Source organism: Maribacter aestuarii (assembly GCF_027474845.2).
Classification (GTDB): domain Bacteria; phylum Bacteroidota; class Bacteroidia; order Flavobacteriales; family Flavobacteriaceae; genus Maribacter; species Maribacter aestuarii.
Window position 1 is genome coordinate 466,661 of the sequence record NZ_CP107031.2, and the last position, 26,768, is coordinate 493,428.

At 39.4% G+C, this 26,768-nt stretch carries 18 protein-coding genes and 1 pseudogene; 11 read left to right on the forward strand and 8 right to left on the reverse strand.

Features of this window, described 5'->3' with window-relative positions:
- Nucleotides 1–126 precede the first annotated feature (126 nt).
- From N8A89_RS02025 to N8A89_RS02035, 3 genes are all read left to right on the forward strand, one after another.
- A complete protein-coding gene (locus N8A89_RS02025) occupies nucleotides 127–1,125 on the forward strand; it encodes a fasciclin domain-containing protein (RefSeq protein ID WP_281540757.1) in 999 nt (332 codons plus the stop codon).
- Nucleotides 1,126–1,438: 313 nt separating this feature from the next.
- On the forward strand, nucleotides 1,439–3,328 hold the full coding sequence (locus N8A89_RS02030; protein ID WP_281540758.1) for a fasciclin domain-containing protein: 1,890 nt from the start codon (nucleotides 1,439–1,441) through the stop codon (nucleotides 3,326–3,328).
- Nucleotides 3,329–3,655: 327 nt separating this feature from the next.
- Nucleotides 3,656–6,166 carry a fasciclin domain-containing protein gene (locus N8A89_RS02035; RefSeq protein ID WP_281540759.1) on the forward strand — a complete coding sequence of 837 codons (2,511 nt, stop codon included), beginning with the start codon at nucleotides 3,656–3,658 and terminating at the stop codon, nucleotides 6,164–6,166.
- Between the two features lie 262 nt (nucleotides 6,167–6,428).
- Here the strand turns inward: N8A89_RS02035 and yidC are convergent, their stop codons facing one another.
- From yidC to N8A89_RS02050, 3 genes and pseudogenes are all read right to left on the reverse strand, one after another.
- Complete coding sequence (gene yidC, locus N8A89_RS02040) at nucleotides 6,429–8,282, reverse strand: membrane protein insertase YidC (protein ID WP_281540760.1); 1,854 nt, start codon at nucleotides 8,280–8,282, stop codon at nucleotides 6,429–6,431.
- A gap of 86 nt (nucleotides 8,283–8,368) precedes the next feature.
- Nucleotides 8,369–10,005 (reverse strand): annotated as a pseudogene (gene pyrG / locus N8A89_RS02045) (CTP synthase).
- 50 nt (nucleotides 10,006–10,055) lie between these two features.
- On the reverse strand, nucleotides 10,056–10,298 hold the full coding sequence (locus N8A89_RS02050; protein ID WP_281540761.1) for a DUF3820 family protein: 243 nt from the start codon (nucleotides 10,296–10,298) through the stop codon (nucleotides 10,056–10,058).
- Nucleotides 10,299–10,346: 48 nt separating this feature from the next.
- Here N8A89_RS02050 and N8A89_RS02055 point away from each other — a divergent pair, with 48 nt between their 5' ends.
- Nucleotides 10,347–11,219: a hydroxypyruvate isomerase family protein gene (locus tag N8A89_RS02055; protein ID WP_281540762.1), complete on the forward strand. Its 873-nt coding sequence runs from the start codon at nucleotides 10,347–10,349 to the stop codon at nucleotides 11,217–11,219.
- A 6-nt stretch (nucleotides 11,220–11,225) separates the two neighbouring features.
- On the opposite strand, the gene N8A89_RS02060 is transcribed toward N8A89_RS02055, so the two are convergent.
- From N8A89_RS02060 to guaA, 4 genes are all read right to left on the reverse strand, one after another.
- The gene (locus tag N8A89_RS02060) at nucleotides 11,226–11,756 is read right to left on the reverse strand and encodes a DUF922 domain-containing protein (protein WP_281540763.1); all 531 of its coding nucleotides are present in this window, start codon (nucleotides 11,754–11,756) and stop codon (nucleotides 11,226–11,228) included.
- The gene (locus N8A89_RS02065) at nucleotides 11,744–12,148 is read right to left on the reverse strand and encodes an OsmC family protein (protein WP_289644837.1); all 405 of its coding nucleotides are present in this window, start codon (nucleotides 12,146–12,148) and stop codon (nucleotides 11,744–11,746) included. Before N8A89_RS02065 ends, N8A89_RS02060 begins: the two co-directional genes overlap by 13 nt.
- Nucleotide 12,149: 1 nt before the next feature.
- Nucleotides 12,150–14,351, reverse strand: a complete 2,202-nt coding sequence (locus tag N8A89_RS02070) for a LysM peptidoglycan-binding domain-containing protein (RefSeq protein ID WP_289644838.1) — start codon at nucleotides 14,349–14,351, stop codon at nucleotides 12,150–12,152.
- An 84-nt stretch (nucleotides 14,352–14,435) separates the two neighbouring features.
- Nucleotides 14,436–15,968, reverse strand: coding sequence for a glutamine-hydrolyzing GMP synthase (gene guaA / locus N8A89_RS02075; RefSeq protein WP_289644840.1), 1,533 nt, complete (start codon nucleotides 15,966–15,968; stop codon nucleotides 14,436–14,438).
- Between the two features lie 74 nt (nucleotides 15,969–16,042).
- On the opposite strand from guaA, the gene N8A89_RS02080 reads away from it, so the two are divergent.
- Complete coding sequence (locus tag N8A89_RS02080; RefSeq protein ID WP_281540766.1) at nucleotides 16,043–16,768, forward strand: SIMPL domain-containing protein; 726 nt, start codon at nucleotides 16,043–16,045, stop codon at nucleotides 16,766–16,768.
- Between the two features lie 451 nt (nucleotides 16,769–17,219).
- Nucleotides 17,220–17,765: a pyridoxamine 5'-phosphate oxidase family protein gene (locus N8A89_RS02085; protein ID WP_289644841.1), complete on the forward strand. Its 546-nt coding sequence runs from the start codon at nucleotides 17,220–17,222 to the stop codon at nucleotides 17,763–17,765.
- 17 nt (nucleotides 17,766–17,782) lie between these two features.
- Here the strand turns inward: N8A89_RS02085 and bshC are convergent, their stop codons facing one another.
- Nucleotides 17,783–19,375: a bacillithiol biosynthesis cysteine-adding enzyme BshC gene (gene bshC / locus N8A89_RS02090; protein WP_289644842.1), complete on the reverse strand. Its 1,593-nt coding sequence runs from the start codon at nucleotides 19,373–19,375 to the stop codon at nucleotides 17,783–17,785.
- Nucleotides 19,376–19,546: 171 nt separating this feature from the next.
- Here bshC and N8A89_RS02095 point away from each other — a divergent pair, with 171 nt between their 5' ends.
- The 5 genes from N8A89_RS02095 to N8A89_RS02115 all read left to right on the forward strand — a co-directional run bounded on the left by N8A89_RS02095 (nucleotide 19,547) and on the right by N8A89_RS02115 (nucleotide 26,752).
- On the forward strand, nucleotides 19,547–22,009 hold the full coding sequence (locus N8A89_RS02095) for a M14 family metallopeptidase (RefSeq protein ID WP_289644843.1): 2,463 nt from the start codon (nucleotides 19,547–19,549) through the stop codon (nucleotides 22,007–22,009).
- Nucleotides 22,010–22,024: 15 nt separating this feature from the next.
- Nucleotides 22,025–22,219 (forward strand): DUF4177 domain-containing protein, encoded by a 195-nt coding sequence (locus N8A89_RS02100; protein WP_281540768.1) that lies wholly within the window; start codon nucleotides 22,025–22,027, stop codon nucleotides 22,217–22,219.
- Nucleotides 22,220–22,421: 202 nt separating this feature from the next.
- Entirely contained in the window at nucleotides 22,422–24,782 is a 2,361-nt protein-coding gene (locus N8A89_RS02105; protein ID WP_289644844.1) for a DUF2339 domain-containing protein, read from the forward strand.
- On the forward strand, nucleotides 24,766–26,001 hold the full coding sequence (locus N8A89_RS02110; protein ID WP_281540771.1) for a DUF3999 family protein: 1,236 nt from the start codon (nucleotides 24,766–24,768) through the stop codon (nucleotides 25,999–26,001). The genes N8A89_RS02105 and N8A89_RS02110 overlap by 17 nt, the downstream gene beginning before the upstream one ends.
- Nucleotides 26,002–26,212: 211 nt before the next feature.
- A complete protein-coding gene (locus N8A89_RS02115; protein ID WP_281540772.1) occupies nucleotides 26,213–26,752 on the forward strand; it encodes a hypothetical protein in 540 nt (179 codons plus the stop codon).
- The last annotated feature ends 16 nt before the right edge of the window (nucleotides 26,753–26,768 follow it).

Sequence of the window (26,768 nt, forward strand, 5' to 3'; positions counted from 1 at the left end):
ATCTTTATTACAATATAGTGTTCTAATGGAAAAGGACACTCAATGCTAAAATTGTCTTAAAATAAAACACATATTTCTACTGAAGGACAAAAAATTGCCAACTTTAAATTCTAAAAAAAGAATATTATGAAAAAAGTATTTGAACAAAAAGCACCCTATTTAATCCTCACATTGTTATTTCTGGTGCTATCCTGTAATCTAGATGATGATGCAGATACCATTCCCGTACCTGATAGTAACATTGTGGATTTAGCCATTGCTTCTCCTGAACTTTCCACTTTGGTAACCGCGCTACAACGGGCCAATCTTGCTGGTACTCTAGAAGGTTCCGGGCCATACACTGTTTTGGCTCCCAATAATGATGCCTTTGATAATTTCCTTTCCCTAGCTGGTTTTGCAAGTGTGGAAGACGTTCCCGTTGATGTACTCTCTCAACTATTATTAAATCATGTTCTTGAGGGTAGACTGGATACAGCTCCGCTAATAAATTTGGGAAATAGTTATTTAGAAACAAGTGCTAGTGGGCCAGCTGCCAATACCAATTTGGCACTTTATTTTAGGGCTTCGGACGAGATCATATTCAATGGTATTTCATCTATTGAGGAAAGAGATATTGTAGCTTCTAATGGTATAATCCATATTGTCGATGCGGTAATTCCTTTGCCAACCATTGAGACATTTGTTGCGACAGACGAGAATTTAGGAGATTTGGAAACCGCATTGGATCTAATCTCACCTGTTAGTGATATTCCTTCCTTTTTAGCAGACGGCCAAAGCGGTCCTTTCACCATTTTTGCACCGCTAAACCAAGCATTTGACGATTTACTGGCAACTAACGAGGATTGGGACTTCTTAAGCGACATTGATGAAGATTTATTGACTTCGGTTCTAGCACATCACGCACTCAGCGGAAATATACGTATTTCAGACATTAACAGCGGTCAGACCAACACGACGCTGGAAGGCGATGATCTTACTTTTAATATTGTTGCCGGAAATATTAGCATTACTGATGCTACCGGAAATAACGACATCGGCGTAGATGGTGCCTTCAACAATATTCAAGCTACCAATGGGGTCATACACGTAATTAATAAAGTAATGATCCCGGATACGACGAACTAGATATTTCAGAATTTGTCAAAAAAAAGCCGCTCTTAGCGGCTTTTTTCATTTAAAAATTTTGAATGAAATACCATTCATCTATTCGCTATGAGCGATAAAAGTTATAATCTTCCTAATTTTGTTAAACTTTTAAGAAAATATATTAAACAAAAGAAATCTATTCATAATATTACAGTGTGAGTCTATTTGGATTGCATACGTTACAATATCTGTAATTACACATAGTTCTTGACTTACTGCTGAAATGAACACTTTGTTCGCTTTGCTTATTTATTATTTAAACAAATTATCAATATTCCTAAAAACAATTAAAATGAAAACATTACCAACGATTTTCAAAACAACTCTATTCGTATTTCTCTTGATTTTTGCGGTAGGGTGTAGTGACGACGACGATTCTCCAGGACCGATTTTAGACGATGATAACATTGTAGAGACGGCGCAGGCAACCTCTTCATTAAGCAGCCTTGTGGCAGCATTGTCCAAAGCTGATGAAAGCTCTAACAATAATTTGATTACTGCACTAAGTGATGAGTCGGCAACCTTTACAGTTTTAGCACCAACTAATGACGCCTTTGCCAATCTTTTGGCAAGATTGGATGGTTTCGATTCTTTAGATGATTTTAATACGGAACAATTACAGGACTTGTTAGCCACCATACTAATATATCATGTGGTAGGAGGAGCTGCCGTAACTTCCGGCGATTTAGCGGAAGGGCAAACCATAACAACACTCCAAGGAGAAACGTTAACGGTAAGCTTAACAGGCGGTGCATCATTTACCGATGCAGCAGGTGAAAGTGCCAACGTTACAACTGCCGATGTACTTACGGCTAACGGAGTTGTTCATTTAATTGATAAAGTTCTCTTACCCCAAGCAGCTATAGATGCTTTGGAAGGTGTATTATTAAGTTCCATTACCGATTTAGCGATCAACACTCCAACGTTGAGTAATTTAGTAGCAGCACTTCAAGCCGCAGACGGAGATTTACCAAACGTATTAGCTGGTGCAGGTCCGTTCACGGTTTTTGCCCCTACAAACGACGCCTTTGAAGCATTCTTGGAAGAAAATAATTTTGCTACATTAGGGGATGTTCCTGTTGACATATTGACACAAGTATTATTGAACCATGTGGTTAGCGGTAGTTTGTTGGCTGCAGATTTGACAACAGGTTATCAATCCTCACTTTCCACTGCCGGACCGGATGGAGCTAATTTGAGTATGTATATTAATACGAATGACGGTGTGCTTATCAATGCAGACGCAGCAGTTACCGGTGCCGATAACAAAGCTTTCAATGGAGTAGTGCATATTGTAGATGATGTTATTGATTTACCGAACATTGTAGATCATGCCGTAGCAAATTCTAATTTAACTTCTTTGGTTGGCGCCTTAACTAGCGGTGGTAATACGACATTTACCGACTTGCTTTCAGATGCAACGGAAACGTTCACCGTATTTGCTCCTGTTAACAGTGCGTTCGAAAGTTTTGCAAGTGATAATGATTTAAATACAATCCTTGCCAATCATGTAATTAAGGGAACAGCTGCCTTATCTACAGGATTAGAAAATGGATATCTAACTACTGAAGCAACCAAGGCGGACGCCAATAATTTAAGTATGTATGTAAATACGGATAATGGAGTTGTTCTAAATGGAATAAGTACAGTAGCCGTTGCAGACGTAGTTGCGACTAACGGAATTATTCATGCAGTGGATACCGTTATAGACTTACCAACCGTAGTTACTTTCGCAGTGGCCGATGCGGGAACATTCTCAACACTTGTTAGTGCGCTAACGGAGTTGACACCAACAACGGATTTTGCAGGTATTCTTTCTCGAACTGAAGATAACGATGACGGTATAAACCCTGATTTTACCGTTTTTGCACCCACAAACGATGCTTTTGCAGCATTGAGCGCAATTCCCGAAGAAAGTGTATTAACACAGATTTTACTGCATCACGTGGTTTCGGGAGCCAATTTTAATTCAACGGATTTGACTCCAGACGGGACTACTACTGTTAGTACGCTTGAGGGTGACGATATTATAATTACACTGCCAGGTACAGGAGATAACATTGCTGATGTAACCGATGGTTCAGGTACAGATGATATCGGAATCATAGCTGTAGATGTACAAGCCAATAATGGTGTGATACACGTTTTGAACAAAGTAATGGTTCCAGATACAACAAATTAAAATAACTGGAATAATACTAATGAGGAAAGCCGCAATTTGCGGCTTTTTTTATGGCAATCTTTCAGGTAAACCTTTAATATTATTTATTTTTTGTTAAACTTTTCAAAAATAAATATAAACAAAAGCAACCAAATTCCAATATTGTCATCTCATTAATAGATATAAGATAATTGTAAATAATGTTATCAATTTCAGAATTTATTAAATAATCCAAGATTTATGACCCCATTTGATATTAATAATTCTGTCATTAGTTTTTTACAAAATTTTACTCTGTTTTTATATTATTCAATAATTCTTTAAACATTTTACCTAAAAACACACATTATGAAAAAAGTAGTATCATTAAAAAGTTTGCTGGCCTTGCTGGCCGTAATTTTTTTCGTATCGTCCTGTGAAAAGGACAACGAGGAAATGATGGAATCCAAAACGGATAACAATATTGTAACGGTTGCTCAAGGAGAAGAAGCATTATCTTCTCTGGTTTCTGCACTTTTGACAGCGGATAATTCCGAAGGAACAGATTTGGTAGGAACTTTAAGTGGTGAAGGCCCATTCACCGTATTTGCCCCGACCAATGCGGCGTTTACAGATTTATTAGAATCTTTAGATGACTTTGACTCACTAGAAGATTTTGACACAGATGAAGAAAGGGCCATTTTGACCACCATTCTAACCTATCATGTGGTTGCTGGAGTCGCGGCCAAATCTACGGATTTGAGTGACGGACAAATTATTCCAACAGTTCAAGGCGAAGAGCTGACCATTAACCTTGAAGGAGGAGTTTTTATCGATGATGCCACGGAAACAGACGCTGAAGTTGTCATTGCCGACGTAGAGGCGAGCAACGGTGTAGTACACGTAATTGACAAAGTGATGCTTCCGCAAGCAATCATAGACGCTATTAACGATGGGGAAATGAATAACGAAACCGGCACCTTGGTGGACGTAGTCGTTGCTACGGAAGCGCTGTCCATTTTAGAGGCCGCGGTCATCAAAGCTGGTTTAGCTGAAACGTTATCTAGCGAAGGTCCATTTACCGTATTTGCCCCTACCGATGATGCATTTGTAGCCTTGTTAGAAATTTTAGGAGACGACTATAACGGTTTGGAGGATTTTGATACCGATGAGGAAATGGCATTGTTAAAAGACATTCTCCTTTATCATGTTTTAGCGGCCGAAGTTAAAGCCGCTGATTTAGCGGCCGGTGAAGTCCCTACCGCCTTAGAAGACAATAGTATTGAGGTAATTGCTTCGGGGGATACATTTGTAATTGGAGATGCTTCTGATGTCAACGCAAATATCACGGCTACGGATATTATGGCATCCAATGGTGTTGCCCATACAATAGATAAAGTATTATTACCACAGTCCGCTATAGATTTTGTGGCCACTTTAAGCTTGAAAACAATTGTTGATACCGCAGTCGCCACGGACGATCTTAGCCTTTTGGTAGATGCTCTTACACAAGCGGACGCAGGACTGGTAGAAACTCTGAACGGAGCCGGACCATTTACCGTTTTCGCTCCAACAAATGCAGCTTTTTTAGCACTACTTGATGTTTTAGGTGATGACTTCAATAGCTTATCAGATTTTGATACCGATGAAGAGAAAGCTTTATTGGTTAAGGTACTGACGTACCATGTAATAGCTGGTAACGCTGCCTTTTCCACTGATTTAAGCGATGGTCAATCTATTGAAACCGTTCAGGGTGAAAGTGTATCAATTAGCATAAAAGACGGCACGGTTCACATAATCGACGCAACTGATACGAATGCAACGGTAGCTATTCCAGATGTTGAGGCTAGCAATGGTGTTGTACATGTTATCGACAAAGTATTACTGCCACAAGAAGTGTTGGACGCTTTAAGTGCTATGAGCTTGAAGACCATAGTGGAAATAGCAGTAGAAACCAATGACTTAAGTTTATTGGTCGAAGCTTTCGGAAAAGCTGATGCCGGATTGGTCGAAACTTTAAGCGGTGCCGGTCCATTTACGGTATTTGCACCAACAAATGCAGCATTTGCGGATTTGCTGAATATCTTAGGCGATGATTATCACAGTCTGGCAGATTTTGATACAGATGAAGAAAAAGATTTATTGGTACAAGTATTAACGTATCATGTTGTTGCTGGTACAGCTGCTTTTTCAACAGATTTGAGTGACGGACAATCCATTGAAACTTTTCAAGGTGAAAACGTATCAATTAATTTAAAGGATGGAACGGTACATATAGTTGACGCAACTGATACCAATGCCACAGTGGTGATACCAGATGTTGAGGCGAGTAACGGTGTAGTTCACGTTATAAATAAAGTATTGTTGCCACAAGCCGTATTAGATGCTTTGGCTCCTGAAGTACCTAATATAGTGGAAACCGCTCAAAGTGTGGATGATTTAAGCCTATTAGTGGAAGCCTTGATCCAAGCCGATGCAGGCTTAGTGGAAGTGTTGAGCGGTGATGGTCCTTTCACTGTGTTTGCACCAACAAACGCGGCATTTGCCGATTTGCTTGATGCGTTGGGTGATGATTATCACAGTTTAGCAGATTTTGATACGCATGACGAGAAGGCCCTTTTGGCGAAAGTATTAACATATCACGTTGTTTCAGGCGCTGCGGTCGCATCTACCGATTTGTCCAACCACCAAGAACTGGTTACCGTACAAGGAGAGTCGTTGTTCGCGATATTAAATCACGGCGTATTCTTAAAGGACAAAACCGATACTTTGGCAAAAGTGATAGGTGCGGATAATGAGACCAGTAACGGAATCGTACATATTATAGATAAAGTTGTTCTTCCGCAAGAAGTCTTGAACCTTTTAAATCCTTCACACTAAAGTATTCGTACTATTAATCAAATAGACGATTATCAAAAACCCTCCTGAGAAATTTAGGAGGGTTTTTTGTGTACAGAAATTTTTCAGACAACAGAAGTATATCTTTTAGCATACAAATAGCTATCCTTTACAACTAACTTTTTTTTAAGTGGCATATAGTGCCATATTGCAACTCCCAAATCTTACCAAACCAAACCTTAATCAATGGCAAAAGCCCCTACGCTGAGTGGGGGCTTTTTATTTATGTAAAATCCAAAATAATTTAGCGTTTTTTCTGAGACTCGGCCTGTTCCATCATTTCACGCATCTTACGCTGGAACTTGTTTTCCTTTTTCGGTTTCTTTTTGTTCTCCTGAATTTGGGCATGTATTTTATCATTGTCCAGGATAAAGTTCTTTATGACCAACATGATACCTATAGTAATCAAATTGGAAACAAAATAATACAAACTTAATCCACTCGCATAGTTGTTAAAGAAAAACAACATCATGAACGGCATCAGGTACATGATAAATTTCATATTAGGCATACCGGGTTGCGTCGGCATGTTCTGACCCGTAGTCATCATCATGTAAAAGAATATCGCCACCGAAGCCAGAATTGGAAAAAGACTAATGTGGTCCCCGTAAAACGGAATAGAAAATCCTTCTGGAAATTGATAAATGGTATCAAAAGAAGAAAGGTCGTCCGCCCATAAAAAAGACTTTTGCCGCAATGCGAAAGAAGTCGGGAAAAACATGAAAAGCGCATAGAAAATTGGCATTTGTAAGAATGCCGGGACACAGCCGCTCATGGGACTAACGCCCGCCTTACCGTACAACTTCATGGTTTCTTGCTGCTTTTTCATGGCGTTGTCCTTGTACTTTTCGCCCAATTCCGTAATCTCAGGCTTCAACACCTTCATTTTTGCCTGTGAGAGGTAAGACTTGTAAGTAACCGGAGACATTGCTAAACGAACTAAAATTGTCATAATAACAATAGCAATTCCATAAGGAAAATACGTGCTTATTAGCGCATAAAATGGTGTGAAAACGTATCGGTTGATCCAACCGAAAATACCCCATCCAAAGGGGATGGAATCTACCAGGCCTAAATCTTCGTACTGGGAGAGTACCTCAACATCTGTAGGCCCAAAATACCAGTACATGTCCTTGGAAATACCTCCACCCTTTACTTCTATGGGCAACGTGGATGCGTATTCCTTCGTAAAGCCAAACGTCCTACTTTCTTCTTCTACTAAATTTTTAGAAGTAAGAACACCTGATTTGAACGGTTCGTCCGTGGCCAGAATAGAACTAAAAAAATGTTGTCTGTACGATATCCATTTAATATCCTCTTCGGTTTCCTCATCGTCGCTTCCCTCGGACAATTTACTTAATTTGTCATCTTCATGATTGTAGGTAAGACGGGTGTATCTATTTTCGTACTCGATACTCTTGGAATGACGTATTCCCTTTAGTCTCCAATCCAGGGTAACGGGCTTATTTTCGTTAATGATATTATCCAAACCTTGAGAACGAACGGTAAAATCGACCAAATAATCATCGGGCTTCATTTCATACCGATATTCCAAAAATTTGTCGTTTGCCGCTTTTGCTTTTAAGGAAATTACTTGGTTACCACTAGAATTGGTCAAGCTAGGCTCAAAGAACAAATCTTGTGTATTCAAGACGCGATTATCGGTAGTAGAGAAATCAAACCCGAAAGATGAATTACCATCCTTTATCAGATAAACGGGAACGGAATCATAGGTAACAAAATTCTTCATTTTAGCCTCCACAATGTAACCGCCTTTACTACTGATCTTTAGGACAACAACATCATTCTCCAATGTAATGATTTCTTCGGTAGGAGTAGTAAAACCGAAAGCTCCTAACTGACTCTGATAATTAGCCACTGCAGTGGAGTCATTTAAGTTAAGGCTAGGTTTTTCGTCGGTAACGATTTCATTTTGAACTTCTGGCTCGCTGGCCTCGGCATCAATCTGTTCTTGTTGTGCTTTTTGGGCCTCAACCTCTTCGGGAGTGGGTTTGTTCTGATAAAACATAAAGATGAGTATCCCAAAAATCAGTACAAAACCGATAATAGAATTCACATCCAATTTCTTTTCTTCCATCTAAATAATCTAATTAGTAAGGTAATCGTTTGGTTTTTCTTCCGATACCAATTCAGAATACGCAAATATATGCCCAAATACGGAGTTTATGCCAAACTGGCATTAGTTTGTGCTTTTTTATGGACCAAGGCCGCTTTAACAAAACCTACGAATAACGGATGTGGATTGGCGACGGTACTTTTATATTCCGGATGATATTGTACGCCAATAAACCATGGATGGTTTCGCAATTCAATAATTTCCACCAGATTCGTGGCCGTATTTACACCGGAAGCCATGAGCCCGGATTTTTCCAATTGTTCCTTATAGTTATTATTGAACTCGTATCTATGGCGATGCCTTTCCGATATTTCGGTTGCGCCATTGTAAACTTTTTGCACCAGACTTCCGTCTTCTAGTTTACAATCCCACGCTCCCAATCGCATCGTCCCTCCTTTATTGGTTATGGATTTTTGTTCTTCCATAATACTGATAACGGGTTCCGAGGTATCCTCCTCCATTTCAGTAGAACTGGCATCCTTTAATCCAAGTATGTTGCGTGCATATTCTATTACCGCCATCTGCATGCCCAAACATATACCTAAAAAAGGAATATTGTTCTCACGCGCATACTGCACCGCTTTAATTTTTCCCTCAATACCGCGCTCACCAAAACCAGGCGCTACTAAAATTCCATCCAGGCCCTTTAGCTTGCTTTCAAAATTTTTATTGGTGATATACTCGGAATGAACGGACTTAACGTTTACTCTTACCTCATTCTTTGCTCCAGCATGGATAAAGGATTCCAGGATTGATTTATAAGAATCCTGCAATTCCACATATTTGCCTACAAGGCCTATGACGACTTCATTCTTTGGGTTCTTGTGCCGGTCAAGAAATTCGTTCCATAGTTTCAAATCAGGCTCTTTATCGTCTGAAAGTGCCAATTTTCGTAAGGCTACGGTATCCAGCCCCTCTTCCTGCATTAGTATTGGCACATCATAGATTGTAGAAGCGTCGATACTTTGAATCACTGCTTCACGCTTTACGTTGCAGAAAAGTGCCAATTTGTCCTTTATCTCATCGGATATTTCATGTTCGGTTCTACAGACCAAAATATCGGCTTTTATACCGCTCTCCATCAATGTTTTTACAGAGTGTTGTGTAGGCTTCGTTTTTAATTCCCCGGCCGCAGATAGATAAGGCACCAAAGTTAAGTGTATGACTATACCATTAGTGTCCCCAAGTTCCCATAATAATTGTCTGACCGCTTCTATATAAGGTAAGGATTCAATATCACCAACCGTACCACCAATCTCCGTAATGACGATATCATAATCGCCACTATTGCCCAACAACTGTACCCTCTCCTTAATTTCATTTGTAATGTGTGGAACAACCTGAACCGTTTTTCCTAAAAACTCTCCCCTTCGCTCTTTTTCAATGACACTTTGGTAAATTCTTCCTGTTGTAACGTTGTTCGCTTGCGAGGTTCTCACGTTTAAAAATCGTTCATAGTGCCCTAAATCCAAATCGGTTTCCGCTCCGTCATCCGTAACGTAACACTCACCATGTTCGTATGGGTTCAGCGTTCCTGGATCTACGTTAATGTAGGGGTCTAATTTTTGAATTGTGGTTTTGTATCCTCTGGATTGCAAGAGTTTGGCTAAAGAAGCTGCGATGATACCCTTACCCAAAGATGAAGTAACTCCCCCGTAACGAAGATGTATTTGGTTTGTGACATTTGAAGATTTCTGTGTTACGGGACACAAAGTTACGAATTGCCTGAAGATATCACCGATTTTCCTTCGGAAAATCTTTTTGGATTTTCCGAATTACAGATTCCAAACTATTTACCTTAATTTCTAACATGGAGCGTAATAATTGTCCCAATTTTCCATCGGGAAACCCCTTTTGCTGAAACCAGATGTAATAAGCTTCGGGAATATCCACCAAATATCTTCCCTTATGCTTCCCAAAGGGCATGCGGTAGTGTGCTAGCTCTATCAGTTTTTGCTTATCCGGTATTATTTCCATATTTAAATCTAAATAAATTATCTTTAAGACACACTATAGTCAGACACAATGAAACGAAGAAAATTTATAGGCGCATCCGCAGCAGCTTCTCTAGGACTTTTGGCCACTAAAACTGTTGGCGCCACGCCCAGGCCTGATGGAAATTATAAAAGCGAGCTTAAAGGAAATATTAACCATAGCGCCTGCCGTTGGTGCTACAGTAGAATTCCCATGGAGGAGTTTTTAAAGAACCTCAACGACCTGGGGATAAAAGCTATGGACCTTACCGGACCCGAGGATTGGCCATTGATGAAAAAGTACAACATCCATGCATCTATGTGCTGGGGCGCAGGTCTGGGCATTGAAAAAGGCTGGAACGACCCTAAATTGCATAAAGAACTGATTGCCGATTACCTACGCGTTATTCCACTGGTAGCGGAAGCCGGTTACAAAAATCTTATTTGCTTTAGTGGAAACCGTAATGGAATGAACGATTTAGTAGGGCTCGAAAACTGTGTTACTGGCCTTCAACAGATTTTGCCTACTGCCAAAGAACATGGCGTCGTCATACAAATGGAGTTATTGAATTCCAAAGTAGACCATAAGGACTATATGTGCGATCATACGCTTTGGGGGGTAGAATTGTGTAGAAGATTAGGATCTGAGAATTTTAAACTGCTCTACGATATTTATCATATGCAAATTATGGAAGGCGATGTTATTCGGAACATTCGTGAGTACCACCCCTACTTTGGGCATTACCATACCGGTGGAAATCCTGGCCGGCATGAAATCAATGAAACGCAAGAATTGTATTATCCAGCTATAATGAAGGCCATTCTGGAAACCGGATACAAGGGCTACGTAGCTCAGGAATTCATTCCCACTTGGGAAGACCCCATAGCTGCATTAAAGGAGGGAATAACGATTTGTGACGTCTGATTTTTATTATTCCGATAAAGCTTTCACTATTTTCTTTGTCCAAGCTACTTGTTGTGGCACATTCCGCGAATAATCGGTTTCATCGTCATACCTATTCTGAAAATCGTTAAGCTCCCTTAAGGTCTTTTTGTAAATGGCCCTGACTTCGGCTTTTACGTTTTTGGTGAATGAGGTTTTGGCCATCTCCAAACTCATTTTACGCGCAAAAAGCTCTGAGATATCAAAATGCAACTGTTCGTGGATCAAGGTAGTATCATTGCAGATTTTTGGTCTGTACCATGATTTTTCGGGATAGAAAAAAGCATTCACCTCGTAATCAACCATCATTTTTGTACCCTCGTAATACGTAGAAAAATTATAACTGATACCACTTGCCGTGGTAGCCGCCGCACCAACCCCAATAGGTACTTCTCCTTTAAAATCTTTCCAAGACAATCGTTTACCCGCATCCCACGGAACCACTTCCTGCGCTGTGCCGCCAGAGACCATGGTGAAAAGGAGAATGAGTAAACCTATATTTTTTACTACAGAATCCAATTGTAGGTGATTACCTTTTCAATATCCGGATGAAGGCTAAAATGCACCGGACAAGTATCCGCTGTATGTTCTAAAATCTTTCTGTTCTTTTCAGAAATGTTGGCAGGTAAACTCATTGTAACCTCAATCTTAGAAATTCTTCTAGGAGATGCGGACATATGCTTGGTTACCTCGGCCGTGGAAGACTTTAAGTCTACCCCAAGTCCATTGGCCTTTATCCCCATCATGGTCAACATGCAGCTTGCCAGTCCTGTGGCAACGGTATCCGTTGGGGAAAAAGCTTGCCCCAGGCCATTATTGTCCGTGGGTGCATCGGTCGTGAACGAATTACCCGATTTTAAGTGTGTACATTCCGTTCTTAAATCCCCGTTATAGCTAACTTTTGAAGTCATATTATTCCAATTCCTTTATCCGCATATTCTCATATGCCATTATATAGGATGCCTGATTAAAATAACCAGAAGTGGCATCCTTCTCATAATCAAACTTGTTCCCATTATATTCCGTTGAACCGACAAATTTTGAAATATCTATCAAATCGTTCTTGTAGGCCAATTTGAGTAATAAATCAAACGTAAGGTCAAATCCACGAACGGCATAACGGTCCGGATCATCCCCAAACCGTTTTCTATATCGTTTTACAAAGCTATTCGTCCCTACTTCCCTATAAACGGATGGATAGGTAAAATTGAGGTTGGAGAGATGCGTACTGGAAATAACGTCGTTCTCAAAAGCATTGTTCATATCCGTTGTAAACATCCGAAGTTTAAAAATTTTTCTTCCCTCCATAGGCTCTAACGTTGCCGTGTTAAACGAGTTTAAAATAGATACTACACTCGATATCAACTTAAAATTGTCCGATTCTACGAATACCCAGTTATCCAAATCCTCTGTCAGCAGACTTGCTAGCTTTTCCCTGTTCACGCCAATGTTTTTCTCCTCTTCCCTTACATCCAATATCTTTGCACCTGCAAACTGCTCCGCTAACTGCTCCTTTACCGATTTATTTTTCTCATCCGCAATTATGATGATATTCTCGTCTTTGTAATTATCCTTTACGTATTTTATCATGTGTTCCCGCAGCAAACGTTCTTCCGTATAGGTGAAAAATACGTTCTGCAAACTTATATCGCTTTCGGCAGGAACAGGTGCAACGACCGGAACTTGTACGCTTGAGGCCTGCACAGCGACCTCTTTTAGAGAACCTATATCTAATGGCCCAAATATCGCGCTATAATCCCTCAAGTTTTCTCTTAATAGGATCTCTTTGGTTTTCTGTAAATTCAGTTGATTGTCAAAAGTCTTTACGTCCACGGATACCCCGAGCGATTTAATAGAGTCTAATGCTATCAATGCCCCAGAATACAGTCCTAAACTATATTTTAAGCTGTTTCTATTCGCTATAGTCCATTCCACAGATTCCTTATCGTTCAAATCCAATTTGTCCAACCGGAATGGTAGTAAAAACATGATTTTTGGTCGATTCTCAACATTTATGCTATCCAGAAGATTGATTTTGTCCAAAATCAAAGAATTACGCACCTCAAAATCACCGATTTGGTCCTTGGGTAGTTTCAAGACCATGCCCGCTTTTAGACCATCCTTTAAATCTGGATTTAGTTTGGTAATTTCCGACCAAGGCAACCCAAACTTTCGGGTAAGTCTAAATTCGTTCTGCTTTGGTTTGACCACATAAAAAATATAGTTATCCGTATTTATCTCCCCGGGATCTCGTTTTGTTTCCGGCAACCTTATGACCATACCTTCTTTTAACCCATTTCTTTCCGTTATTTCAGGATTCAACCTAACCACATCTTCAGATTTTACTCCAAATTCTTGCTCCAAACGATAAAAATTCATTTTAGGTGGAACCGTGTAGGAAATAAAAAGCTGTGTTTCTTGGTTATCTACCGTACTACCTGCAATTTTTGGAAGCAACAATTCGTAACCTTCGGCCAAATAATTAGTGGTTTTAGAAAGTCCGGGATTCAGGACCAACATGCTATCTATAGTAATTCCATATTTATGTGCAATACTCCATCGGGTTTCCTTGGGGGCAACCACATATTTCTCATAATTGTCGGGGTCTATGCCGATTTCATTTTCCTCAACTTCTGGATATTTAGGAATACGGATGACCATTTTCTTCTTCAATTGCGCAGCATACAATTGTTTGTTGTACTTTTTAATTTCTTCCTCAGTAACATTGTATTTTTTCGCAATACCGTAAAGTGTTTCCTTTTTACGGACTTTGTGCTCCTTAAAACCGGTGGGCTGCCTCACAACTACGGAATCCTGCATCACCTCTTTCAAAAGTTCGTGTACACCTGTTGATGGTCTTATTGCTGGCACTTCACCGCCGAGACTCTTGGCGGAGGGAATTACCAGTATAGTATTGGGCCTAAGTTCCTCTCCTGATTTTATTTCTTTGTTAAATTGTAGTATGTTGCTGGGAAGCACACCATATATTTTGGCGATACTTTCCAAGGTCTCCCCTTCCTTTACCGAATGCGTGCTGAACTTCTGTGCTATAGACTTGCTGCCCATGAAAACGAAAAGCAGTAAAACAAGTGTATTCTTTAAAAATCGATTCATTTTATCCGGTCTTTAAGCGTTACTGTAATTTATTCTGCGTTTCCTAAACGTCCATATTCAGACCACACATTTAGGATAACCTAATTATTCCCATTCTATTGTTGCCGGTGGCTTAGAACTTATATCATATACGACACGATTTACTCCGGGGACTTTATTGATGATGTCGTTGGAGGTTTTTTGTAAAAATTCATGGGGTAAATTAACCCAATCCGCTGTCATACCATCGGTACTTTCCACCGCCCTAAGCGCTACACATTTCTCATAAGTACGTTCGTCTCCCATAACTCCCACACTATTAACGGGCAAGAGCATTGCTCCAGCCTGCCACACGTCATCGTAAAGCCCCCAATCGCGTAATCCTTGAATAAATATATGGTCTACTTCCTGTAAGATGGCCACTTTTTCTCGGGTAATATCACCAAGAATTCGAATTGCCAATCCAGGACCAGGAAAGGGATGCCTCCCCAAACGCTCATCACCTACGTTCATACTCTTTCCTACACGCCGTACTTCATCTTTAAATAACATTTTTAAAGGTTCCACCACTTTCAATTTCATAAAATCGGGCAAGCCACCAACATTATGGTGACTTTTAATCGTTGCCGACGGGCCACCCGTACCGGAAACCGATTCGATCACATCCGGATAAATTGTTCCTTGTGCCAACCACTTTGCATCCTCGACCAAATAGGCCTCGTCGTCAAAAACTTCGATAAACACGCGGCCGATAATCTTTCGCTTTTTTTCTGGGTCACGCTCCCCTGCCAAAGCATCCAAAAAGCGTGCCGAAGCATCTACACCCTTAACATTCAGGCCCATGCCCTTGTACTGTTCCAACACCTCTTCAAACTCATTTTTTCTAAGAAGACCGTTGTTTACAAAAATACAATGTAAGTGTTTTCCAATAGCTTTATGCAACAATACGGCGGCTACTGTAGAATCTACTCCTCCCGATAGTCCCAATATGACCTTATCGTTTCCTATTTTTTCTTTGAGTTCCGCAACTGTCTTTTCCACGAAGGCATCCGGCGTCCAGGTTTGCTCAAGACCTGCAATGCGCACCAAAAAGTTTTCCAAGAGCTGTTTGCCATCGGTCGTGTGGTACACTTCTGGATGAAACTGAATACAATAAGTATCCTCCCCCTCAAATTTAAAGGCCGCATTCTTGACATCGTTAGTACTTGCTAGCAAGACCGTATTTTCTGGAAGTTGTTTAATCGTGTCGGCATGGCTCATCCATACTTGAGACCCATCAGTAATCTGATGGAAAAACGGTTCTTTCTGGGAAATAGCGGTCAGGTTTGCCCGCCCGTATTCGCGTGTATTGGACTTTTCAACATTTCCACCATGAAAGTGTGCCAAATATTGTGCTCCATAGCAAACCCCCAATAAAGGAAGTTTACCTCTAATCTCTGATAAGTCGGGATGAGGTGCATCATTTGCACGTACAGAGAACGGAGAGCCCGAAAGTATGACCGCTCCGTATTCGGAAATATCCTCGGGCAGTTTATTATACGGTTTTATCTCGGAGAAAATATTCAGTTCACGAACACGTCTACCAATGAGTTGGGTATACTGAGAACCGAAGTCTAGAATCAGGACTTTGTTTTGCATGGGCAAAAATAGTAATTTGGACGTACAGTAAAAGTATCTTTATGGATATTTAGAATTATAATCAAGGAATAGTCATGAAAAATATTAGTGCCGTCATTTTCGCATTAGCAATTGTATCCGCAGCCTATTTTCTAGGGAGTGCTTATATCAAAAGGGCCAATCCGCCCCAAATAATTTCTGTTACTGGTTTAGGAAATGAGAATTTCACTTCTGATCTCATCGTTTGGGAAGGGCAGTTCTCTGCGAACAATACCGTATTAAAGTCTGCCTTTGACCAATTGAACAATGATAAGGATATTGTGAAGTCCTATTTGGTTTCCAAAGGCATAGATGCCAACAGTATTATTTTTAACAGTGTCCAGACTACAGAGCTTAGAGATAATAAATACGAAGCTGGCAACTATGTAGGTAGTATTTTTAGGGGGTATCAATTAACACAAGCCTTAAAGTTAGAATCTCAAGATGTTGCTCTAATCGAAAGTGTGTCCCGTGAAATAACCGAGTTGTTGAACGAGGGCGTCCAATTCAATTCCTTTCCCCCAAGATATTACTATACCAAACTTGCAGATCTTAAAATTGAGATGATTTCCAAAGCAACGGAGGATGCCAGAATACGAGCAGAAAAAATAGCCGAAAATGCCGGAAGTAATTTGGGAGATTTGGTCTCCGCTAAAATGGGCGTGTTCCAAATTACGGGTCAAAATTCCGGTGAGGACTACAGTTGGGGAGGAGTCTATAATACCGCATCAAAAAACAAAACGGCATCAATAACCATGAAATTGGATTATAAAGTTGATTAACACCAATTATTTAAATAAAATATTACAAGTTACTGGTTATTAATTTTTTATATCTATTCCTACAAATTCCATTTTACTGCTAAAATTTGATATTTTCATTTTTCTTTAAACAAAAAAGCCCGGGAATCAACCGGGCTTTCCATTCAACCAACCAAACAACTGAATACAATTGGAGAATCGTAAATACAATCCTCTTTCATAGCAATTTGTATTCCTTTATGTAGTCGGATGTATTTTAATATCCTTACACATAAAAATTAATTTTGTCTTAAAAAAGAAAAGCTCGGGAACCACCCCGAGCTTATTAATCTAAATCAAAAACCAACCTAAACATGAATTATTATTTTGAAGCTAAATCAACTTCTTCATAGCAATTTTATATATAACAATCCTATTATAAAAAACCCTACCTTAATAATTCAATTTTTATTTTTACTAAAATTAATTATTAATGACCGAAGTATTTTTTCAAGAACTTAAGGAGGAACTTAGCAAGAGCATTGTTAAGAAGGGACACCCTTTTCGCTATTTCACATTGGCCACGGTAGGCCTGGACAATATGGCAAGATTACGAACAGTGGTACTCCGTAGAATTTCGGAAGACTTGACCCTCACCTTCTATACCGATAAACGTTCTAAAAAAATGATTCATCTAAAGGAAAACAAAAAAATTAGTGCGTTGTTTTATCATCCCAAAAAACTGCTTCAAATAAAAGTGGAGGGCACGGCCAGTGTTATAACTGACCCCGCCCTCTTAAAAAAATATTGGCACGGAATACAACCTAGCAGTCGAAAGGATTACATTACTAGCAATGCTCCAGGCAGTACTATAAAAAATCCAGATCTTGTAGAATACCTATCTGATGAAGATTATTTTTGTATGGTAGAGATTACTCCCCATAAAATTGAATATCTAAAATTGAAGCGCCCAAATCATATACGGGTGCGGTATTCACGTTCGGATGAGGATTGGTTAGGGGAATTTTTGGTGCCCTAAAGATCTATTTAAATGAGCTAAACCGTTAGTACCGTAAACTCCAATCGTAGTGGTTTCAAAGCTTTTACGAGCATAGGAATCAGTTCATCTCCGTACTCTAAATACAATTCGGAAAAATTGAGGTTTCGTTCCTGCAATGATTTACCCGGAAAAAGTTCGTTCTGGATATCGGTCATACGCCGTACGTGGTCTTTCAACTTTCTTTTTTGAGCTTTAAGCAGTCTTTTTTCTAGATTATCTAGCCCTTTTTTTTGCTTTACCTCTTGAGCCTTTACAGCTCCAATAAACGATTTATCGGTTTTTTCTGCCAGTATATACAAATCTTTGAATTGTTCCTCCAGATGCTTTTTCTGCGGGGAAAAATCGATATCAATATTGGATATCTCCCGTATCTTCTTATTGATTAGGCTACTCTGTTTTAAGAACAAATCTTCCTCCGAAAGCTGCATTTTTTTCAATTTGTCCGACTGTTTCTCCGTGATTACCAAAACAGAATTCCGCAACAATAATATAGGAAAAGGAACCTCCATGGCTTCAAAGGACGATTTAAGTTCCAGCCAATAGGCTATTTCGCCCCCACCTCCTATATAACATAAATTAGGTAGAATTACTTCTTGGTACAGAGGTCTTGTGATAACATTAGGTGAAAAGCGTTCTGGATGCGCATCCAATTCCTGCAATAGTTCTTCCCTATCCCAGATTATACTTTGTCCATGAACTCCATACTTTCCATTGGCTTCCACGATTCTCTCCCGCAAACCATCCATCAAATAAAAATAGTTGATTTCTCTCGGGCTTACCTGAACTGTATATTCGGAAGGCATCCTATCAATGGTAGCAGAAACTGCCTTGAACGTAGTTCGCTCAAATATGTCTTGTTTCGCACAAGCGATTAGAAGCCTTTTAAGATTAGTATCGTCTCCATCGACGATAACTAGACCATAATCCTTAAACAACGCATTCGCTAAGAACCTTGTGGCTTCTGTTAGCGTCTCGTGTTCCAGATAGGCTTTTTCAAATAGCGTTTTCAGAAATTCAGCGTTATTGCTATTACCGATAGCATTTGAGAACGTTTGAAAAACTTCCTTTAACCCTTCGGTATCTAAATGTCCCACGGCTCCGGAAGCATCTTTGTTCCACTGTATTTTTTTGCCTCGAAAATTAAAATAATTGATTTCCTCAAAATCGTGATCCTCCGTGGCCATCCAGTATACAGGAACAAAATTGAATTTTGGATATTCATATTTGAGCTCCTCGGTCAGGTTAATGGTAGAAATAATTTTGTAGAGAAAATATAACGGTCCGGTAAATAAGTTAAGTTGATGGCCCGTTACTACAGTATAAGTGTTTGCTTCATTTAAATCGGTAATATTTTGAAGCGTTTTTTGGGAAGCATCCAAACCGCTATATTGCTTCCTAAGGGATTCCACCAAGGTTTTTCTATGCGCGGCAGGAAAACTATTCCCTTTTTCCTCTATTTGTGCTTTAAACCCTTTTAAATCCGGAAACCGATGGTACAGCGGGGAAACTTTTTTGTCGCCCGCGATGTAATCACATATTAGATTTGAAAAATAACCGGTTTTTTTGAAGGGTAAACAGTCAATATCCATAAAAGAAGTAAAATGAAAGTAAATATAAAACTCTCATACTTTAGAGTTGCTAAAAATACGTTAATTAGCCACAGCATGAAATTAGTTCAAAATCTGTAAAAACCAGGTTTCAAAAACATATTTTGCGCATTATTTGTTAGATTTGACGCTATTCGATTTTAAACATTACACATGAAGAAATTTTTACTCCCGCTCCTACTCCTCCTACCTTTAATTTTTACGGCACAACTTCAGTCACCCTCAGAATTCCTAGGTTACGAACTAGGGAGTCAGTTCACCAGACACCATCAGGTGGTGGATTATTATAAGTATTTGGCACAATCCGAACCAAATCGTATGAAATTGATGGAGTACGGGAAAACCAATGAACGCAGACCGCTCCTATTGGCCTATTTGTCCTCAGAAGATAATATCCAAAATATCGAAAGTATACGCTTAGAACATTTGAAAAGTACAAAGGGCGAGGGTCAACCAGACAAGGCGATAGTTTGGCTAAGCTATAACGTACACGGTAATGAGAGCGTAAGCACAGAGGCTTCCATGCAAACCGTTTATGACCTACTTACCACAAAAAGCAATTATCTGGAGAATACGGTAGTCATAATGGACCCTTGTATCAACCCGGACGGGCGGGACCGCTACGTGAACTGGTACAACCAGTTCAAGAATACGAGCTACAATGTGGATCCCAATAGCAAGGAACACCATGAAGGATGGTTGAGTGGTAGAAGTAACCACTATATGTTCGATTTGAACAGGGATTGGGCGTGGTTGACACAAGCGGAAAGTCAACAACGTTTGAAACAGTTCAATAAATGGTTACCTCACGTACATGTAGATTTTCATGAACAGGGTGTGGACAGCCCCTATTATTTTGCCCCAGCCTCAGAACCCTATCATGAGGTCATCACAGATTTCCAGAGGGAGTTTCAAGTGACCATTGGCAAAAATCATGCGAGATATTTTGATGAAAACGGTTGGTTTTATTTTACGAAAGAAGTTTTTGATTTGTTGTACCCTAGTTACGGTGACACGTACCCAACGTACAGTGGTGGTATAGGAATGACCTATGAGCAAGGAGGTAGCGGCAGGGCCGGATTGGGCATTATAACCAGTATTGGGGATACACTTACGCTTAAGGACCGGATTGCCCACCACCATACTACCGGACTTTCTACAGTTGAGGTAGCCAGCAAGAACACTGAAAAGTTGAATGAAGAGTTCAAAAAATTCTATCAGAACAAAGATTTTAAATACAAAAGTTATGTTCTAAACGGTAATGAAGATAATTTATACAAATTAGCCCGATTGTTGGACCAGCATGAGATTGAATATGGCATTGGTCAAAATACTACGGCAAAAGGATTTGATTACAATACTGGAAAACAAGGTAGTGCCCGAAGCACCGAAAAAAGCATGGTGATTTCTGCAGATCAACCTAAAAGTACTTTGGTAAAAGTACTGTTTGAGCCTAGGGCCAAGCTAAGCGACTCCGTTACCTATGATATAACGGCATGGTCACTACCTTATGCTTACGGTCTTGATGCAGTTGCTTCGGAAAATTTTATTGGCAAGAGTGAAGTGGAAGGGTCAATTTACACTCCCGTTGTTAATGATATTAATGATGAAAACTACGGTTATGTCACGGACTGGAACAGTTTAGAAGACGCCAAATTTTTGGCGGAACTTCTGAAGGAAAAGGTAAGGGTAAGATACGTTAACAAGCCTTTTTCAATGGATGGGAACGACTACAAAAGGGGTAGTTTGGTCATCACGAAAGGGGATAACAAATACCATTCGGACTTTACAGGAACTTTGAAAAACATTCTGAAGAATTATTCTCCAAATAAAGAGTTGACCGTTGTAAATACCGGATTTGTAGATATAGGCAAAGATTTTGGTTCTAGGTATGTGGACGTTATTAAAGATGTGAAAATCGCCGTGCTATCCGGGGACCCTACTTCAACCTTGGACTTCGGGGAAGTGTGGCATTTTTTTGAACAACAATTGAATTATCCGGTAAGTATTTTGGATGCCGATTATTTTAATCGTGTAGACCTTTCTAAATATGATGTTCTTGTATTGCCTGACGGTAACCGGTATCGAAGTTTTTTAAAGGATAATGCGATGGAAAAAATTAAAGACTGGGTTAAGTCCGGTGGAAAATTAATCGCCATGGGCGAATCTATTAAAACTTTATCGACGGACAAGGACTTCAGAATCAAGGAAAAAGAAGAAGAAAAAGATTCCACAATTAGTCTTGGGGCATTTGACTCCTCACAAAGGGAACGGATAAAATCAGAGATAACGGGTGCCATTTTTAAGGCGAAAGTAGACCCGACAAATCCTTTGGCTTATGGTTATGATGATACTTATTTTACTTTAAAGTTAGGGGATGCGGCCTATAATTATTTAGATGGCGGTAGCGCCGTATATCTTACTAAAGGCGCCAACGTCCCTGTATCCGGTTTTGCCGGTAGTGAGGCTCAGAAAAAAATTGCGGAGACCTTGATTTTTGGGTCTGAACGTCTGGGCCGCGGGCATGTTATCTATATGGTGGACAATCCATTGTTCAGAGGGTTCTGGGAAAATGGAAAGTTGTTTTTTGCTAACGCCCTTTTTATGGTCAACTAAAACCAATCTTTTAAGATGAAGCAATACAAAGTCGAAACACTTATTTACTACAGTAAGCTTACGCTGGATACTAAACATATCGCCAAATCGTCAAAAGCGGAGATACAGGAAAAACTTGACGAATATTCAAAAGATGGCTGGCATTTGGCTTCTACAGATGCAACCAGTTTTGGAGCGGCGGTTTACATTTATCTGTATTTTGAAAAGTAATGGCGTTGCAGGATTTTTTGGTTTTGAGTGGATTAGTCTCATCATCATACTAGGGGTTCTTATTTCCAATTGATTTTTATAGCAAAAGATGCCATAATAATTTTGATGTCGCCTTGAAAAAACATTGTGTGCCAACAAATTGAAAGGATTTCCGTTATTTCAATGCCAGTTGCACTATAAAACTGGGAAAAATTGACGAAAAATGGCCGAAAATAACGAGCAAATTGCCCGACTTTTAGATAGACTTGAGCAACTGTTAAAGCGGCAAGAGGGTTTTACTCAAGAAGTAAATCAGCTAAAAAAGGAATTACAGACTCTTAAAAAAGGTGAAGCCTCAGTCTCTTTTGAAGATAAGGAATCAGTAATAAAAGTAAGTGCTACGCCGAAAGCACCTGTAAACTTTATTCCTAAAAAAGAGGAAACCACAGAAATACCACTGGTTCTACAGCCAACTAGCAGTGTAAAACCTCCAATAAAACCAACAAAGGGAAAGTCGAATTTAGAAAAATTCATAGGTGAAAACCTCATCAATAAAATAGGCATATTGATTACGGTCATCGGCGTTGTAATCGGGGCAAAATATTCCATTGAAAACAATCTAATAAGTCCGCTAACACGCATCATTTTAGGCTATCTCGTGGGTCTGGGACTTGTTGGTTTTGGCATCAAATTAAAGTCAAAATATACAAGTTACAGTGCGGTGCTCGTAAGCGGTGCTCTGGCCATCCTCTATTTCATCACTTTTGCAGCTTATAGTTTTTACGACCTTTTTCCGCAGCTTATGGCGTTCGGGATCATGCTCTTATTTACCGTTTTCGGGGTGGTGGCAGCCCTTAATTATAACAAACAAGTAATTGCCCATATAGGTTTGGTCGGTGCGTACGCCATACCTTTTTTACTTAGCAATGATTCAGGTAATGCTACATTTTTATTCGCCTACATGACCATGATTAATATTGGGATTTTGGTGATTTCCTTAAAAAAATACTGGAAAGCGCTTTACTATGTGGCCTTTAGTTTTAGCTGGTTGATTTATGGTGCCTGGGCAGCATTCTCGTATGTGAGAGAAGAACATTTTGCGTTGGCGCTATTTGTCATCAGTCTATTCTTCAGCATCTTTTATTGTACGTTCCTGGCATACAAGCTGGTAAAGTCGGAAAACTTCAAGGTTTCAGACGTTTTTATGCTCATGCTGAATTCTTTCATATTTTATGGTTCGGGAATTGGATTACTCTCGTTTCATGAAACCGGAAATGAGCTTTTAGGCTTATTTACACTAATCAATGCACTTGTCCATTTTGGAGTATGTGTATTGATATATAAAAGAAAACTGGCCGACAGGAATCTTTTTTTCCTCATTGCAGGCCTCGTCCTCACCTTTATAACTATAGCCATACCCGTGCAATTGGACGGTAATTGGGTTACATTGCTATGGGCATTGGAAGCAGCGCTCCTTTTCTGGATAGGCCGTACTAAGAAAGTACCCACCTACGAGTACCTATCGTATCCATTGATGATATTGGCTTTTTTAAGTCTTACTCAGGATTGGTCCACAAGCTATAGCAGTTACAACTATGGAGAAGGTATTCCTGAATTGATTCCTATTTTTAATTCAGCATTTTTAACGTCCCTACTATTTCTTGGTGCCTTTGGATTTATAAATTGGATCAATACAAAATTTCAAAATATTTCAGCGGACGGAAAACGAAGTGTTTTTTCCAAAATCATGGCCTTTGCCATTCCAGGAATACTGCTCTTCGTAACATACAGTGCATTTTACTTAGAAATTGAATACTATTTCCAATTACTTTTTCAAAAATCGGAAGTAGCGATGATAGGTAATGATGCCTATACCTATCCCCAAAGAAACTACGCCATCAAGGACCAAGCGGACATTTGGTTATTAAATTATACCTTACTTTTTGTTGCAGCACTTGCTTTCGTTAATATGGTGAGGATAAAGAACAAGGTTTTGGGAATCATCACCCTTTGCCTAGGAATACTTATCGGCGGTATTTTCCATACGGCAGGATTATATATTTTGAGCGAATTGCGAGAAGCTTTTATCTCTCAAAACCTTGCGGAATTCTATGAAGTAGATGATTTTAACCTCTACATTAGATATGTCGCCATTGCATTCTTCGCCATTCTAATCGTTATGTTGTACAAATTGATACGGCAATCCTTTATGAAAGTGAACTTTGGCATCCCCTTTAATATCCTTTTGCATGTGTCACTCTTGTGGATACTTAGTAGCGAACTATTGACTTGGATGGATTTGGCTGGCTCCAACGAGTCTTACAAACTTGGCTTAAGTATTTTATGGGGCACTTACTCTCTTTACCTAATTGCCCTGGGCATTTGGAAAAACCGAAAATACCTGCGTATTATCGCCATTATTTTGTTCGGTGTTACTTTGGTCAAACTATTCCTTTACGATATAGCATCCTTGAATACCATTTCAAAAACAATCGTGTTCGTATCCTTGGGAATATTGCTATTAATTATCTCTTTCCTTTATAACAAATACAAACATATCATTGCACATGAGGACGAGCACTAAAATAGGAGCATTCCTGCTATTACTATCATGTTCAATCTCCTTTGGGCAATTGAATAGTTACGACCAAAAAATTGCACTTAAGGGTACAACGGACCAATGGCATACCATTCCGTTACCAAATACCCTTTTCTCCCATGTGAAAAATAATTTGGCCGATATCCGAATCTATGGTATTACAAAAACCGATACACTGGAAGCGCCCTATGTTTTTAGGGTGTCCGATGCCAAAGGGGCTTTATCTAAAATTGATTTTAGCCTCATCAATACCTCGTCCAATGAGAATGGATACTTCTTTACGTATGAAGTCCCAACGACCAAAAGTATCAATGAAATTCAACTCAACATAAAGAACGATAATTTTGATTGGAACGTTATGCTCGAAGGAAGTCAGAATCAACGAGAATGGTTCACCCTACTAGAGGATTACAGGATTGTTTCCATTAAAAATAGCCAGACGAATTACTCCTTTACCAATCTTCAATTTTCAAATGCGAAATATCGTTATTATCGACTATTAATGATGAGCGATGTAAAACCAGAACTGCTCCGAACCACCTTATATTTGGATAGCATCATACCCTCAACTTATCAAGAATATCCTGTGGCTAATTTTGAAGTGACCGAAGAGGGCAAAAACACCATTCTCACGACTGATTTAAACTCGCGTATCCCTGTAAGTTATATGAAAATTGGAGTCATGGATAAGATTGATTACTATCGTCCCGTGGAGATTCAGTATGTTTCGGATAGCGTAAATACGGAGAAAGGTTGGCGATACAGCTACCGAACCCTTACTACTGGCACTTTATCTTCCTTGGAGGAAAACGAATTTAAATTCAATAGTTATCTAGCCAAAAAACTAAGGGTTGTGGTTCAAAATTATGATAATCAACCTTTAACGTTCTCTAAACCGATTGTAAAGGGATATCGACATGAGCTGATCGCTCGTTTTGATAAATCGGCCGACTATTATTTGGCCTATGGCAACAACAATGCTCGTGCTCCAATTTATGATATATCAGGAAATGGATTCGTACTTCCAAAAAATCTCAAACCAGTTACTTTGGGGCAACCCCAGACAATTCAGAAAAGTAAATTGCCCAGAACATTACCCCTTTTTGAGAATAAGTGGTGGCTTTGGGGCATTATGGGCATTGTAATTCTAGTCCTAGGAGCATTTACCATAAAAATGATGCGAAGTAGCGGTCATAACAACTAAACTGTCGTAACTGGACCAACTCTTTGTCATTATATAATATTCCCAACTTCCTTCAATAATACGACAGGCACCTTGTATTTTACATTTGCAGCCGTAATAGAAGATACCTATTCCATTATCCTACTTCTTTTTGATATTTATAGAATTATAGTAAAATGACCTATATTTAGCCTCATTACTGTAGTTACTTTTAACACTAAAGACGATTAAAATGAAAAACACCTTACTTAAGCTTTTACTCACAATATCTTTGGCATTTATGTGTTATCAATCAAATGCACAGACTACGACTATTAGTGTTATTGATAGTACAGATGCCAAAGAGCCCGGATTAAAATTCGGATGCGGGTTTGGACTAAGTTTTTTGGGAGGAACGAACATAAGTCTTTCCCCCAATTTGGTCTATGAAGTGAGTGATAAAATAAGTCTGGGCGGCGGTATTCAAGGTAGTTATACGGCCATAAAGGACCTCCAAAAAACAACAACCATCGGATTTAACGTCATTAGTTTTTACAACCCAACACCAAAATTCACTACACTATTAGAGTTTGCAGAACTGAATGTAAATAGGACCGTAGAAATGGTAACAGGGGATGTAAAGGATAAATTTTGGGAATCGGCCTTGTTCGTTGGTGCTGGTTACAATGTTTCCAATAAAATAGCCATTGGTGCTAAATACAATGTTCTTTATAAAGAAGATGAGAGCGTGTACACGAGTCCAATCATTCCCTTTGTAAACATAACTTTTTAGCCGATACTGGACATAA